The following is a 14,161-nucleotide window of genomic DNA, read 5'->3' on the forward strand; positions in this document are numbered from 1 at the left end:
AGTTCAAATGCCCGTGATATTTGTGCAACATTTGCCCGAAAACAGCCGCAACTTACCTCCACGCGAGCGGTCTTTTGTTGCGTGATCGGGGGCCTTCTGTCTCATATGGAACTGCGACGGAGGGGGGCATCCCAAGGTCGTCCCGTTCTAGGTGGTTCGCTTAAGTCCCTCGCGTTCATGCGGGTGTGTCCGAAGGCGCGAAGCGACTGAGCGGGGATTTAAGGGACAAAGGGAACCAACCTGAGGGTGTTTTACCCGGCGGAACCGGAACCTTCCCTGAGATAGAGCAACTTGGAGGTTTAACATGAAGATGGTTAAGAGCCTTATCCTCGGCTCGGCGGCGGCTCTCGTCGCGGTCGGCGGAGCTCAGGCGGCCGATCTTCCCGTCAAGGCCAAAGCGGTCGAGTACGTGAAGGTTTGCTCCCTGTATGGTCCCGGTTTCTACTACATCCCGGGCACCGATACCTGTATCAAGCTGGGCGGCTACCTGCGTGTGGACGTTTTGGCGAACACCAACTCGGACAACACGGGTAACACCTCGGGCGCTGGCGCGGCGAACAACCGCTTCACCAACGGCTACACTTGGCGCTCTCGTGAAGACCTGAACATCGATACCCGTACGGCGACCGAATACGGTGTCGTTCGTACCTTCTTCGATGCGACGTTCTCGTGGACGACGGACACCTACGCCGGCCAGGGCAACGGCGCGACCGTTTACTCGCCGATCGGCACGGTCCAGGCTCCGAACAACGCGAACTCCGGTGCGGTTGCTGGCGGTACGGTCGGCGTCTACTACGCCTTCATCCAGTTCGCCGGCTTCACCATGGGTAAGGCGGTCTCGCAGTTCTCGGCTCCGTGGGCCAACTATCCGGGCAACAACTACGACGGTCTCGTCGGCGGCGGCGGTACGATCACTGGTGTGAACCAGTTCACCTACACCGCTCAGTTCGGCAACGGCGTGTCGCTGTCTCTGTCGGCTCAGGATCAGACAGCCTACTACCAGGCTGGTGTGAACAACATCCTCGCGGGTGGCGCTTACGGCACCAGCGACTACGCTGGCACGATTTCTCCGGACCTCGTCGCGATGCTGCGCGTCGACCAGGCTTGGGGTCTGTTCCAGGCGTCGTTCGCGGCGCATGACAACCACGCGGCCTACTACGGCGGCACTGAGTTGACCGGTCACCCGGACGACAAGTGGGGCTGGGCTGGTCAGCTGGCCTTGTCGATCAAGAACATCCCGACTGGACCTGGCGACACCATCAACTTGCAGGGCGTCTACACCAACGGTGCGACGCGCTACAACATCCAGGACCTCGCTGGTTCGGCTGGTGCCAACACCATTTATGGTGGAACCAATCTGCCCGGCGCGTACCAGAGCGTTGGTCTCGGCGTTGCTCCTGACAGCGTGTTCGGTGCCATCGGCGGCGTGAACACTGGGCAGCAGCTGGTCACGACCTGGGGTTTCCGCGGTGCATACGTGCACAACTGGAGCCCCTACTGGAACACCTCGATCTACGGTGCTTACGCCGGCATCACCTACAACGATACGGCTAAGACCCTGCTCTGCGGCGTCGGTGGCGTGGGCGGCTCCGTCCGTACCACCCTCAATGCTCTGGGCGGCGCGATCACCACCTGCAACCCCGACTACAACATCGCGCAGATTGGTACCCAGACCCAGTGGACCCCGGTCAAGAACCTGACCTTCACGGCAGACCTGACCTACACCCACTTGGATCAGAAGTACGCTGGTACGGTCTCGGCGCCCAGCGCCGCGCTCGGCAAGCCTGCTGCTCTTTACGAGCTGAAGGACCAGAACACGGTCCTGCTGCTGCTCCGCGCTCAGCGCAACTGGTGATACCGGTTGATCTGACTGTAAGCTAACAAGCCCCCGGTGGAAACGCCGGGGGTTTTGCTTTGCCCGGTGGTGACTGCTCGCTAGCCATTTTTCTTTCGCGCGACGTCATAATTGGGGCATTGACGCAGACCAGTCCACGGCGGACGTTTGTCCTGCCATGACGGTAGCCCAACAAATAGTTCGTATGATCCGCGAGCAGCCAGGTCTCACAGAGCGCCAACTTGCTGAGCGCATCTTCGGGGAGGGAGCCTCCATACAGCGCGTCAATCCGACGTGCCGAAAGTTAGTGGCGATGGGTTGGCTGGAGCGACATGGCCGAGGATGGGCGGCAGACCCGTTCACCTATCATCCTGCAAAACCTAACCTCTGAGCCGAGAGTTCAGCTGATCCGTTTATCTCGACGAAGGGCTATGCAAAATGGAATCGCAGGGATTCGCAAATGCTCATAGGGAGCGTCTATAAGGCGAGTTACAAATTGATCTAACGCTCGTTAAACGAGCGCTCCAGCATAACGAGATTTTTGAAGCTTGTTCTCCCCGGAATTCCATAAGCCGATAAAGAGCTTTTAAGCCCATAGTCGTTCCGCTGGCGTGTATCAGAGACAACAAAAAACCCTGTCCTCCAGCCACTTCTTCGTCTGTTAGCGACCGTGGACGTTCACGCTTGTTCGCGAAAACGCGCTTGAATGGCTGCGACGCATTGATGTAGTCCGTCAGGAGATCGGAGCGCCCAATGTCCACCACCAACAAGCTGACGCTCAATTTCCGCTGCCCGGCGGAGCTTGAGGGGCTGATACCGCGGCCCATTCCGGCAGCGCAGGGCATTCCCGACTGGCTCAAGGCCATGCCTGCGAAGGCCTTCTCCTCGATCAACCTGCACGACGAGGACACCATCAAGCGCTGCCCGCCATTCGTGGACGCGATGACCTGCGGGTTCCTGCTGCCACTGGTCTGCGATCTCAAGGTCGCGGACGGCGAAATCACCTGGGACCACGACCTGCCACCGGGAGGCACACCTGAATTTCCGCGCTCGCCGATCGGATTTCACGACCCGGGTCAGGTCAGCGGCACACCATTGTTCGAAGCGGGCCGCTTCTTTCTCAAATTCCACAATCTGTGGACCGTCGAGGCGCCCGAAGGCTACGCGATCTACTTCACGCATCCCGTCAACCGCTTCGACCTGCCCTTCACCACGCTCAGCGGCCTGGTCAATTCCGACCTCTATATCGACAATTGGGTGCACTTCCCGGCGTACTGGCACGACCGGAATTTCCGAGGTGTCCTCCCCAAGGGGACCCCCATCGCGCAATGCATTCCGGTCAAGCGCGACGACTGGACTGCGCAGGCATCGTCGTTCACCGCGGAGGAAGCCAAGCGCGTCGGCGCGTTCCGGGGTGAGCTCAAGCGACAGCCCAACCTCTACCGCAGAAACTTCAGGGCTTGAGGCGCGACGGCGCTTCCTCCGATCCGCTCAGCCTGCTTCCCCGCCGAGGAATCGCGCAGCGTCGCTCTGCGCGAAGAAGAAGCGGCCACGCGATCCCGCGGCCATGACGAACGCCGCGCGTCCCAGAAGCTGGGGCTGACCACGAATGACGGAGCGCAGCGCCGCCTCGGCAGCGTCGCGCTCACCCTGCTCGAAGAGAGATGTGGCGAGGTAGGCGCGGGTCGAGCGATCGTCAGGGTACTGGGCGAGCACGCGGCGGAAAGCATCCGCGGCCGCGGCGTAGTCGCCATGCAGGATCAGGACCCGCCCGAGCTGGTTGAGAATGTCGGGGCGTCCCGGCGCAGCATCGCGCGCGGCGGTCAGGACACGCGCAGCCCGCGCGAAGTCATTGGTATCATGCAGCAGCCGCCCGAGATCAAGCTTCAGATCGACGCTGTCAGGGGCCAGCGCGAGGCCGGCCTCGACCGTGTCGATCGCCTCGTCGTATTGACCGGCCTTGGCGAGCTGCCCGGCGAGTTCCTGAAATGAAGGGAGATATGGCGGGCGGCGTGCAACCGTGCGCCGAAGCTGTGCCAAGCCGTCCGTGGCCCGCCCCGCACCGCACAACAATGCGCCAAGCAAGGTCTCGACCTCGCCATCGTCGCCGCGGCGCGCAACCCGCTCGAGCGGCGCAATCGCCTCGGCTTCCCGCTTCTGTCCCCTCAACGCATGGGCGAGCAGAAGCGCCGCGTTCCTGTCCGTGCGGCTGGATTTCAGGATGTTGACTGCAATCTGCTCCGCCTGAGCGAACTGCTGCGTTCGTAACGCCATTGCGCCTTGTTGCAGCGCTTGAGCGAGGAAATTGTTTTGCCTGCCACTCACGGGAAGCTTCCGGAGGATGCGAGAGAGAATGTCATTGAGCCTTAGCCCGCGCCCCTCTGCGCGTCCATCAAAAGTCTCGTGAAAGCACGACATGAGGACAACCGGAGCAATCCGCTTGCGACGCGCTACAACATCCACGACCTCAGTGGTCCGGCTGGCGCCAACACCATCTTCGGCGGCACCGGTGCGCCAAGACCCTCGTCCGCGCCCCGGCGGCAACGGTGTGGGTGGTACTTCGGGTGCTGTTCCTCGGTGCGGCTGTCGCAGGCATGACCTCCTGCAACCCGGACTACAACATCGCGCAGATCGGCACGCAGACCCAGTGGACCCCCGTCAAGAACCTGACCTTCACGGGTGACTTGACCTACACCCACCTGGACCAGAAGTACGCGGGCGTTGTTCCCAACGGCGCAGCTGCCGTCGGCAAGCCGGCTGCCCTGTACGAGCTGAAGGATCAGAACACCCTGACCATGATGCTCAAAGTCCAGCGCAACTGGTGATCCCGGTTGACCTGACTGAGATCTAACAGAGCCCCCGGCGCCAAAACGCCGGGGGTTTTGCTTTGCAAGGGCTCGCTCAAGGGCTCGCTCTCGCCGATCAGGCGGCGAGCATGTCGCGCACCATCGGCGCCACCTTGCGGCCGTAGAGCTCGATGCTCTTCATCAGCTTCTCGTGCGGCAGCGGGCCCGCCGAGTATTTTAGCTGGAAGCGGGCCGCGCCGAGTGCCTTCACGGTCGCGGCGATCTTGCGGGCGACGGTTTCCGGCGCGCCGACATAGAGCGAACCGTGCTCGGCCTCGGCCACGAACTCGTCGCGGCCCATCGGCGGCCAGCCGCGCTCCTTGCCGATCCGGTCACGCATCACCTTGTAGTCGGGCCACAGCTCCTCGCGGGCTTGCGCGTCGGTCTCGGCAACGTAGCCCGGCGAATGCACGCCGATCGGCTTCGGCGTCCGGCCGAACTGCTGGTAGGCGCGCTGGTGCAGGTCGACATAGGGCGCAAACCGCTTGGGATCGCCGCCGATGATCGCGAGCATCAGCGGCAGGTCATAATGCGCCGCGCGCACCACCGATTCGGGGCTGCCGCCGACGCCGATCCAGGTCTTCAGCCGGCCGTGCTCGACCGGCGGATAGACCGACTGGCCCTTGAGCGGCGGCCGCAGCTTGCCTTCCCAGTTCACCGGCTCTTGTTTCAGGAGCTCGGTGAACAGGTCGAGCTTCTCCTCGAACAACTCACTGTATTGCCGGAGGTCGAAGCCGAACAGCGGGAACGATTCGGTGAACGAGCCACGGCCGAGGATCACCTCGGCGCGGCCGTTCGAGACCGCATCGACGGTGGCGAAGCGCTGGAAGACGCGGATCGGATCGTCCGAGCTGAGCACGGTCACCGCCGAGCCGAGGCGGATGTTTTGGGTGCGCGCGGCGATGGCCGCCAGCACGGTCTCGGGGGAGGAGATCGCAAAGTCGGCCCGGTGGTGCTCGCCGAGCCCGATGAAATCGATCCCGAGCTGATCGGCCAGCACCGCCTCGTCGACGACGTTGCGGATGACTTGGGCGTGGGGCAGCGGCGCGCCGGCAGCGTCGTTGGTGACGTCGCCGAATGTGTCGAGCCCGAATTCGAGAGAGGTCGTCATTACATAGTCCGGTTGTCGGCGTGGCGGAGCATCCGCCACGGGCCACCCATCGCACGCAGGCCGAGAGGTCGTATTGCTGCGGGAATTGTCCGCAAGCCGGCGCTGTGGAGCCTTCGGTTGGAGATACTGTGGAGGTATTGCCTGTTCGCGGCCCGGCAAGATCACGCCGCGAAACGCAGCGTTTCCGGGTCGCTTGTATCCGGCCTGCAGCCGAGGCTGCGGCGATCAGCCCGGGATGACCAGGAAGCCGGCCCGCGGGAAATGCACCACGACCTCGCCTGTGCGTTCGTCGGACCGGCGGATCGCGATGTGCTGTGCCGACAGCGAAACGATCTCGCCGCGGACCGGGATCTTGCCGTAGTCATCCGGCATGACGCTGACGATGTCGCCGGGCTTGCGACCGTTCGGATCGAAGGGGTCGCTTAAGACCGGCGTCTCCGGCTGCGCCTTCGCCGCGATCTCGAGCGCGTCGCCTGACGACATCTCCGTACGCGCGCCGTGGCCGATGGCGCGGATGCGCTCCTCCCAGGCCGCGAGACGCGGCAAGGGCTTGATGATCTCGTCGATCGTGACGACGCTCTGCCGTGCGTACCACACGTTCATGTAGGCGCTGACGTCGGCGAGGCTGAACTCGTCGAACAGCCATGATCGGCCGTCGGCGAGTTGGGCCTCGATCCAGTCGATGTTGGTGCGGAATTGGTCACGCATCTGCGGCAGCGCTGCGGTCATGGCGGCGACGTCGAACTTGCCGCCACGCAGCTTCTCGCGGTCCTCGATGAAATCCTGCGGAACCTTGTCGCCGATGACGCCGAACGCGAGGGTGACCGTGTTCTGGAAGAACGGCCGGTCGGTCCACATGCCGAGCGCCCAGGGCATCCCGGCATTGCCCGCGGGAAACAGCGTCGGTGTCGGATAGCGCCGCTCCAGTTCGCGGATGATGATCTGGGTGTCGCAATAGATGTCCGCGCCGATTTGCATCGTCGGTGTACGGCGATAGCCACCGGTCATAGGCATCAGATCCGGCCGCGGCATGATCCGGGAGATTCGCACCGAGTTCCAGGCCAGCTTCTTGAATCCGAAGATGACGCGGATTTTCTCGGAGAACGGCGATTGATCGAAATGATGCAGGATCGGCGTGGGCTGCGACATGGCCTTCTCCCGGGACAGGGCTGCGATCTCCTCGGACCTTGTCGGGTAGCCTGACAAGATTCCGGCGGATCGCAACCCATTTCCGCGGGAGAACGACGATGGCGCCGTGCCGTCAGAACTGTTCCGCCCATGGCCGCAGGTCGAGCTCCAGCGTCCATGCGCTGCGATGCTGGTGATGCAGCACCCAATAGGCGTCCGCGATGGCTGTGATGTTGAGCAGCCCATCCGGCCCGCGGTCGTCCTTCAATTGCGGACGCAGGCTCAGCAGCCGATCGCCCTCGATGCCGCCGTCGACCACGACATGGCCGACATGGATGCCCTGCGGCCCGAATTCCCGCGCCACGCTCTGCGCCAGCGCGCGCAGCGCGGCCTTGGCGGAGGCGAACGGCGCGTAGTTGGCCTTGCCGCGCAGCGAGCCGCTGGCGCCGGTGAACACCAGCGTGCCGCCGCCGCGCGCGAGCAGGGCAGGGATCGCGGCCTGTGCGAGCTGGAATCCGCCGAGCGCGTGTTCGCGCCAGTGCTCCTCGAAGCGCTGCTCGCTGACCTTGAGAAACGGTGCAGGCCGGTTGGAGCCGGCATTGTGCACGGCCATCGCCAGCGGCGCGAGCTTCCCGGCCGCCTCGACGAAATGCGCGACATCCGCGGCAGTCGAGGCATCGCCGACGACATGGGCGATCCTGGCGCCGGTTGCTGCGAGTTCGGCCGCGGTCGCGGCGAGCTTCTCGGCGTTGCGCCCGGCGATCGCGACGGGATAGCCGCCGGCGGCAAAGCGGCGCGCGATCGCGGCGCCGAGGCCGTTGGATGCGCCGACGCCGGCAATCAGCACGCTCCCTTGCACGGCGGTCGGCTCGAGGGCGGATCGGTCGTTCATGGCTCACTCCATCAGGCTGCCCGCGGCGCGGGCGAAATCATTGGTCTGACGCCATCGCGACGATGGCATCGCGCACCGTGCGCAGAATGGCATCGGACCGCTTCGGATCGGTGATGACGCGCGAGATCGCGAGTGCGCCGACCATCGCGCTGACGGCGACGATCGCACGGCTGTCGTCATCGTCGCCCAACGTCTCGGCGATCTTCGCGATGAAGGATTCGATGTGTGGTTCCATCACCGCGCGGCACTGCTCGTCGGCGCGGCCCACATCGGAGATCAGCGCACCGATCGCGCAGCCCGACTTCGGCGCGTCGCGATGGGCGCGGCTGAGATAGCTTCGCACCAGGGCGTTGACGCTGACCGGCTTGTCGGGATCGCGCGATGCGCGCGCCGACGCTTCGCCCAGGGTCAGCGCCTGTTCCAGCGCCGCGGCGATCAGGTCGGAACGCGAGGCGAAGTGGCCATAGAAGCCGCCATGGGTCAGCTTCACCTGCTGCATCAGGCTGCCGATGCTGAGCGCGTCGAGCCCCTTGTCGCGGATCTGCGTCGCAGCCTCGTTCAGGATGCGCTCACGGCTCCTGGCCTTGTCGGCCTGGGAATGGCCCATTTCGCGGTGCCCCTGTTTGACTCTCCATCTGGATTATGACCATCATCCTTCTGGATGACAACTATCATCCAGAAAATGTTCAGTCACAAAGCAGGGAGCAACAGATGTCCGGCAGCGCGAGCGAAGGGCGGGTCCGCCACGAGCGGCATGATCACATCCTGAAGATCATCATCGACAATCCGGCGAAGAAGAACGCCTTCAGTCCGGAGATGATGGCTGAGCTGTCCGACGCGCTGACGCTGCTCGACAATGACGACGGTCTCTGGGTCGGCGTGCTGTGTGCCGCCGGCGGCAGTTTCACCGCGGGTCTCGACATGCCGAAATTCTTCGGTCCGACCGCGAGCCGCAAGCCGCTGCCCGAGGGCAACGTCGATCCTTTCGGATTGTCGAAGCGGTGCCGGAAGCCGATCATCACGGCGGTGCAGGGCATCGTGTTCACCGTCGGCATCGAGATGATGCTGGCCGGCGATATCGTCATCGCCGCGGACGACAGCCGTTTCTGCCAGATGGAAGCCAAGCGCGGCATCGCGCCGCTGGCCGGGGCGCATTTCCGCTACATCAGTCGCGCCGGGTGGGGCGATGCGATGTATCACCTTTTGCTGTGCGACGAGTTCACTGCGGCGGAAGCGCATCGCATCGGTCTCGTGCAGGAAGTCGTGCCAGCCGGTCAGCAGATCGAACGCGCGATGGCGCTTGCGGAGATCATCGCGCGCAACGCGCCGCTCGGAATCCAGGTGACGAAAGAGGCGGGCCACAAGTTCATCGAAGCCGGCGAGCAGGCGGCAATTGCGATCATCCCGCAGATCCGCGAACGCGTGCTCAACACATCAGATGCGGCCGAGGGCATCAAGTCGTTCGTCGAGCGCCGCGCCGCGGTGTTCCAGGGACGCTAGTTCCAAGGGCGCTAGTCCCATGGGCGCTGGTTGCGTTCACGATACGTGCTCGGATTGCGGTTGTGACAATGTTGTCGCAGCCGCATCAATTTCGATCACGATGATCGCGCGACGACTCTTGTCGAGATTCGTCGAATCAGGGAGATTCGAGTCCATTCATTAAATTCTATTTCGTCCAGCTTTCACTCAAGCGTCCGGTATGGATTCCCATGACAAACGCACGAGTAATTGTGATCGGAAATAACAAGGGCGGCTCGGGCAAGTCGACAATTGCCATGCACGTCGCCATCGCGCTGATCAAGGCGGGTCAGCGTGTCGCCACCATCGATCTCGACAACAAGCAGAAGTCGCTGACGCACTACGTCGATAACCGGCGGGACTGGGCGCGGGAAACCTCGCTGGATCTCGGTATCCCGGCGCATATGTGCTTCGAGACGGTCAGCGGCAGAAGCAGCGAGGTCGAGACGCTCGGCCGCAGCGCGCTTGCCGAGATCGTCGAGCGGCTCAGCCGCTCGCACGATTTCGTCGTCATCGACTGCCCCGGCCACGACACCTATCTGACGACCTTCACGCATTCGCTGGCGAACACGCTGATTACGCCGCTGAACGACAGCTTCCTCGACTTCGACGTGCTCGGCACCGTCGATCCGAACGACTTCAAGGTGACCGGCATCAGCCATTATTCGAACATGGTGGAGGAAGCGCGGCGCCAGCGCAGCGCGCACGATCAGCCGGCATTCGAGTGGGTGGTGCTGCGCAACCGCCTGTCGACGATTGGTTCACGCAACAAGCGCCTGGTCGGCGAAGCCCTCGGCGAGCTATCGAAGACGCTGAATTTCCGCCTGGTCGACGGCCTCGCCGAGCGCGTGATCTTCCGCGAGTTCTATCCGCGCGGATTGACCGCGGTCGACGACGTCAATCAGCTCGCGCTCGGTGGCCGGCCCACCATGTCGCATGTCACCGCATGGCTTGAGATGGAGCGGTTGATGACGGCGATCATGCTCGGCCATCTGGTGGCGCGCCCGGCGGAGCCCGCCGACGCCAACCGCGACGCGGCCTAGCGAGGTCGGATCGTCACCGGCAGTTGGGGTTGCCCGGATTGGCAACGGTCAGGAACGTGATCGTTGCGGGAGCGAAGATGATCGCTCCCGCCGGGAGCCGTACGCCGTTCAGCGCGGGCATCTGGTCGGAAGGCCCGAGCGCAAGCGTGCTGCCGTTGAGCTGAACATTGCCGTCGACAGGCCTTGCGCTCGCCAATGTGTAGCGTTGCGAGACCGCCGGCAGCATCAGCCTGCGCCGCATCCGCCGATCATTGTTGATGACGAGCAGGGTCATTCCATCAGGCACGTCGCGCGCGCAATGCGCATAGATGTGGAGACCGGGTTGCTCGGGGACGCCGGCATCGAGCACGGTGGTTCCCATCAGCCGTCGCCATAGCAGCGCGGCCCAGTAGTTCGGCCGCGGCAGATGGGTTTGTTCGTCGAGCAGTCCATAGTCGCTCGCGGCCAGCGTGTTGTGCATCACGACCTGAACGCCGGCCTTGGCGAGCCGCCCGAGCTGATCGAGATAGCGGAACGTATCGGCGAAGGTCGCGGCCCAGTGGTTGCCGCCGCATGCGGTCTCCGCGGTCTCGGTCAACCAGATCGGCTTGCCCGGTGCGAGGCGGTCGCCCAGCGTCCGGTAGAATGCGAATGTCTTGCCGGTTCGTGCCAGCCATTGGTCTGACAACGCCTGCTTTGCCGTGCGATCGCCGGCGCATCGCGCCGAGAGCGCGCCATAATGATGGTAGGAGACCGCGTCGATGCCTGCCGCCGATACCGCGAAGAGGGCCTTAGTATCCGCGCCGGTGCCGATCGTGCCTGGGCCGAGGATCGTCACGTCGGGCGCGGTGTCCTTCATGAATGTGCGGAACGTTGCGAAATCGCGGCCGTAAGCCGCGGCATCGTAATGCTCGGGGGCGCCGCCAATGGCCGGCAGATCGGGTTCGTTCATGAACTCCGCTGCGGCGATTTGCCCGCCGGCCGATCGCGTGAAGGCGAGAAGCTGCCGGGCCTGTCCGGCGCTCCATCGGCCGTCAGCGCCACGCGTGCCGGCGCTGATCGCAAAGGATGTGACGAGGGGAGCGTCGGCGGCGTGCGAGAAGTCGATCACGTCCCGCCATTGCTGGCGCGTCAGCACGCCCTTGAAGCCGGCCGGCGGCGCAGCCGGTGGCGTCTCGGCATCGGCAAAGAACCTGCTGTTGGCCCAGGTCCCGCTCACACGAAGGTATGCGGGCGCGAGCGCCGCGGCGAGCTTGCGTAGCCGGCCATCGTGCAAGTCGATCGGCGAGCGTGCCGAGAAAAGCTCCGCCTTTGTACGGCCGGCTCCATACGGCTTCCAGAACCGTCCGCCGGTCACCTCGACCATCTCGATGTTGTAGGACTGGAAACGCGGGTCGATCGTCCCGACGTGCAGCATGGTCGCGACATCAAGCGTCGGGTCTGCCGCGGTCGCCTTGGCGCAGACCACGGCGGCAATCGCCGGGATGGCGATGCATGTGAGACGTCGAAGTGGATCGGCGCGGCGATTGCGCACTGCTCCTCGCGCGTTCTGAACTGCAAGTCACCTCAGAATGCCGCCGCGGCCTGTTTGAATCAACGCTGCGGCGCGCCGTGCGGCTCGTTCGCGATGCGATCCCACAGCGCCCGGATCATGTCCTTCATGACCAGCGCGTCCTGCCAGCGGTCGGACAATTCCCTCCCATCGGGCCCGGTGATGGCATAGGGCGGCGGACCGAGCTCGCATAGGAAGGTCAGGGTCGCATCGGGCCCGGCGCGTCTTCGCCAGGAGCGGATGCCGTAGTCCCACCAGTCCGTGAACAGCGACACCCAGCCCCGATGCTGCGGAAAGCCGAGCGAGATCTGCACCTGCTCGCGGCTCGCGACGCGGCCGTGGATGCCCCAGGCATTATCGAGGATGCGATGGATCATCGCATGGTTGGCGTCGTCGATTGGCCAGGCGAATTCACGGCCGACGAGATAATGCGAGAGATCGGCGGTCAGCCGCAGATCGGGAAAGCGGTCGAGCAGATCGAGCATGAAAAAAAGATCGGTCGTCATGCGGTCGCGATGGGTCTCGACATGCACGGCAACGCCGGCCTCAGCAGCCAGCCGCCGCCAGCCTTCGAGCAAGGGAACGCAATCCGCGAGCCGGCGTGGCCGAACGTCCGGCTGCAGGTTGACATGGTCGGCGCCGAGCTGTGCCACCAGCTCGAGCACCGGTTTCAGGTCGTCGACGCTCTTCGGATAGCATTGTGCCTGCCAGATCATGCCATGCGCACGAAGGAAGCCCGTCACCTCGCGCGCGAAGGCAGGATCGATGAAGCGCACGCCGGCGCCGTCAAACCCGGCGTCGCGGATCATCGCGAGCTGGGTTTGCAGCGGCCATTCGCTCTCATCGGCCAGCCGCCGCTCCATCGCCCAGAGCGACTGCAGCACGCGCAGTTGCTGCGCCACCGATCAGGCCCGCGCCGGGATCGCCGCGGGCAGTTCGGCCTGTTCGCTCGCGTCCTCGGCGATGTTCTCCTGATAGGTCTCCGGACCGATCCAGATCGCAACCACCGTGCAGGCCGACAGGAACATCGCGTAGCAGGCGACCGGCCACCAGGTGCCGTAGGCCGCCACCAGTGCGGTGGCGACGAACGGCGCCGGACCGCCCGACAGCAGCGAGCCGAGCTCGCGGGCGAAGGCAAAGCCGGCGAAGCGGCGCTGCGGTGGGAACAGCTCGGCGAAATACGCTGCCTGCGGTCCGAACATCGCCGCCGTCACCGCGGCGCGCGCCAGGATGAAGGCGAGTGCGATCATGATCCATTCCTTGGTGCCGACCATCCAGAAGAACGGGAAGGAAAGCGCCACGCCGGCCAGCGCGCCGAACATGTAGACCGGCCGCCTTCCGATCCGGTCCGACAACGCCGCGAAGCCGAGGATCGCAAACAGCTCGATCGTGAAGGCCAGCATCAAGGCGCTGAGCGCCTCCGCCTTCGGCACGCCCAGCGTGGTGATCACGTAGCTCAGGCCGAACACCGGGAAGAAATAGCCGAGCCCGTTCTCGGCCATCCGGGCGCCGAGCACGACGAAGAAGTTGCGCGGGTGCTGGCGCAGCGCCTCCATCGCGGGGTTGCTCTCGACCTTGCCGCGCGCGACCACCGCCTGGGTGTAGACCGGCGTCTCGGTGATGCGCATGCGGACGAAGATGCCGACGACGATCAGCAGGAAGCTTGCGAGGAAGGGCAGACGCCAGCCCCAGCTCATCAGCTGCTCGCGCGGCAGCATCGTCACCAGCGCGAAGGCGCCGGCAGCGAGCAGATTGCCGACGGAGACGCCGAGCGGCGCGAAGCCGCCCCAGAAGCCGCGATGCTTCGGCGGCGCGTTCTCGACCAGGTAGATCACTGCGCCGCCATACTCGGCACCGGCGCCGAGGCCCTGGATGACGCGCATCACGACCAGGAGGGTCGGCGCCCAGATGCCGATCTGCGAATAAGTCGGCAGGAAGCCGATCGCGGTGGTGCCGATGCCGATCATCAGCAACGTTGCAACCAGCACCGGCTTGCGGCCATAACGATCGCCGAGGATGCCGAACAGCAGGCCGCCGAACGGCCGCACCACGAAGCCGACGCCGAAGGTCAGGAACGACAGCAGCGTGCCGACCACCGGATCGCTCTTTGGAAAGAACAGCTCGCCGAACACCAGCGCGGCCGCGGTGCCGTAGAGGAAGAAGTCGTACCATTCGAGCGCGGAGCCGATGCTTGCGGCCAGGATCACACGCAGGCGCGATGTGCTGGCACCCTCTCTTGCCATCTCGGTCATTCGTTT

At 64.4% G+C, this 14,161-nt stretch carries 12 protein-coding genes and 1 pseudogene; 5 read left to right on the plus strand and 8 right to left on the minus strand.

Annotated features, from left to right (window positions below):
• Positions 1-304 precede the first annotated feature (304 nt).
• Together CO675_RS01520 and CO675_RS01525 are read left to right on the plus strand one after the other, a co-directional pair.
• The gene (locus tag CO675_RS01520) at positions 305-1,855 is read left to right on the plus strand and encodes a porin (RefSeq protein ID WP_097670262.1); all 1,551 of its coding nucleotides are present in this window, start codon (positions 305-307) and stop codon (positions 1,853-1,855) included.
• 732 nt (positions 1,856-2,587) lie between these two features.
• Positions 2,588-3,298 carry a hypothetical protein gene (locus tag CO675_RS01525; RefSeq protein ID WP_097670263.1) on the plus strand — a complete coding sequence of 237 codons (711 nt, stop codon included), beginning with the start codon at positions 2,588-2,590 and terminating at the stop codon, positions 3,296-3,298.
• A gap of 27 nt (positions 3,299-3,325) precedes the next feature.
• Here the strand turns inward: CO675_RS01525 and CO675_RS01530 are convergent, their stop codons facing one another.
• A complete protein-coding gene (locus tag CO675_RS01530) occupies positions 3,326-4,108 on the minus strand; it encodes a tetratricopeptide repeat protein (protein WP_097670857.1) in 783 nt (260 codons plus the stop codon).
• A 290-nt stretch (positions 4,109-4,398) separates the two neighbouring features.
• On the opposite strand from CO675_RS01530, the pseudogene CO675_RS01535 reads away from it, so the two are divergent.
• Positions 4,399-4,659, plus strand: a pseudogene (locus tag CO675_RS01535) (porin); the annotation flags it as partial.
• A gap of 97 nt (positions 4,660-4,756) precedes the next feature.
• Here the strand turns inward: CO675_RS01535 and CO675_RS01540 are convergent.
• The 4 genes from CO675_RS01540 to CO675_RS01555 all read right to left on the minus strand — a co-directional run bounded on the left by CO675_RS01540 (position 4,757) and on the right by CO675_RS01555 (position 8,418).
• Entirely contained in the window at positions 4,757-5,791 is a 1,035-nt protein-coding gene (locus tag CO675_RS01540; protein ID WP_097670264.1) for an LLM class flavin-dependent oxidoreductase, read from the minus strand.
• A gap of 225 nt (positions 5,792-6,016) precedes the next feature.
• Positions 6,017-6,940: a glutathione S-transferase family protein gene (locus CO675_RS01545; protein ID WP_097670265.1), complete on the minus strand. Its 924-nt coding sequence runs from the start codon at positions 6,938-6,940 to the stop codon at positions 6,017-6,019.
• A gap of 112 nt (positions 6,941-7,052) precedes the next feature.
• Entirely contained in the window at positions 7,053-7,811 is a 759-nt protein-coding gene (locus tag CO675_RS01550) for an SDR family NAD(P)-dependent oxidoreductase (protein WP_097670266.1), read from the minus strand.
• A gap of 37 nt (positions 7,812-7,848) precedes the next feature.
• The gene (locus CO675_RS01555) at positions 7,849-8,418 is read right to left on the minus strand and encodes a TetR/AcrR family transcriptional regulator (RefSeq protein ID WP_097670267.1); all 570 of its coding nucleotides are present in this window, start codon (positions 8,416-8,418) and stop codon (positions 7,849-7,851) included.
• Between the two features lie 104 nt (positions 8,419-8,522).
• Between CO675_RS01555 and CO675_RS01560 the strand changes: the two genes are divergently transcribed.
• A complete protein-coding gene (locus tag CO675_RS01560; protein ID WP_097670859.1) occupies positions 8,523-9,311 on the plus strand; it encodes a crotonase/enoyl-CoA hydratase family protein in 789 nt (262 codons plus the stop codon).
• A 209-nt stretch (positions 9,312-9,520) separates the two neighbouring features.
• A complete protein-coding gene (locus CO675_RS01565; RefSeq protein ID WP_097670268.1) occupies positions 9,521-10,372 on the plus strand; it encodes a division plane positioning ATPase MipZ in 852 nt (283 codons plus the stop codon).
• Positions 10,373-10,385: 13 nt separating this feature from the next.
• Here CO675_RS01565 and CO675_RS01570 read toward each other — a convergent pair whose 3' ends face one another.
• The 3 genes from CO675_RS01570 to CO675_RS01580 are packed head-to-tail and all read right to left on the minus strand — an operon-like array spanning position 10,386 to position 14,155.
• Complete coding sequence (locus CO675_RS01570) at positions 10,386-11,885, minus strand: hypothetical protein (protein WP_097670269.1); 1,500 nt, start codon at positions 11,883-11,885, stop codon at positions 10,386-10,388.
• Between the two features lie 59 nt (positions 11,886-11,944).
• Positions 11,945-12,805 carry a sugar phosphate isomerase/epimerase family protein gene (locus tag CO675_RS01575; protein ID WP_097670270.1) on the minus strand — a complete coding sequence of 287 codons (861 nt, stop codon included), beginning with the start codon at positions 12,803-12,805 and terminating at the stop codon, positions 11,945-11,947.
• Positions 12,806-12,808: 3 nt separating this feature from the next.
• Complete coding sequence (locus CO675_RS01580) at positions 12,809-14,155, minus strand: MFS transporter (protein WP_097670271.1); 1,347 nt, start codon at positions 14,153-14,155, stop codon at positions 12,809-12,811.
• Positions 14,156-14,161 lie beyond the last annotated feature (6 nt).

This window comes from Bradyrhizobium sp. C9, from assembly GCF_002532045.1.
GTDB lineage: Bacteria > Pseudomonadota > Alphaproteobacteria > Rhizobiales > Xanthobacteraceae > Bradyrhizobium.

Excerpts from the sequence above, each read along its gene's own strand:
- CO675_RS01520 (WP_097670262.1), top strand. The coding sequence starts at position 305 with ATGAAGATGGTTAAGAGCCTTATCCTCGGCTCGGCGGCGGCTCTCGTC.
- CO675_RS01525 (WP_097670263.1), top strand. The coding sequence starts at position 2,588 with ATGTCCACCACCAACAAGCTGACGCTCAATTTCCGCTGCCCGGCGGAG.
- CO675_RS01530 (WP_097670857.1), bottom strand. The coding sequence starts at position 4,108 with ATGGCGTTACGAACGCAGCAGTTCGCTCAGGCGGAGCAGATTGCAGTC.
- CO675_RS01540 (WP_097670264.1), bottom strand. The coding sequence starts at position 5,791 with ATGACGACCTCTCTCGAATTCGGGCTCGACACATTCGGCGACGTCACC.
- CO675_RS01545 (WP_097670265.1), bottom strand. The coding sequence starts at position 6,940 with ATGTCGCAGCCCACGCCGATCCTGCATCATTTCGATCAATCGCCGTTC.
- CO675_RS01550 (WP_097670266.1), bottom strand. The coding sequence starts at position 7,811 with ATGAACGACCGATCCGCCCTCGAGCCGACCGCCGTGCAAGGGAGCGTG.
- CO675_RS01555 (WP_097670267.1), bottom strand. The coding sequence starts at position 8,418 with ATGGGCCATTCCCAGGCCGACAAGGCCAGGAGCCGTGAGCGCATCCTG.
- CO675_RS01560 (WP_097670859.1), top strand. The coding sequence starts at position 8,523 with ATGTCCGGCAGCGCGAGCGAAGGGCGGGTCCGCCACGAGCGGCATGAT.
- CO675_RS01565 (WP_097670268.1), top strand. The coding sequence starts at position 9,521 with ATGACAAACGCACGAGTAATTGTGATCGGAAATAACAAGGGCGGCTCG.
- CO675_RS01580 (WP_097670271.1), bottom strand. The coding sequence starts at position 14,155 with ATGACCGAGATGGCAAGAGAGGGTGCCAGCACATCGCGCCTGCGTGTG.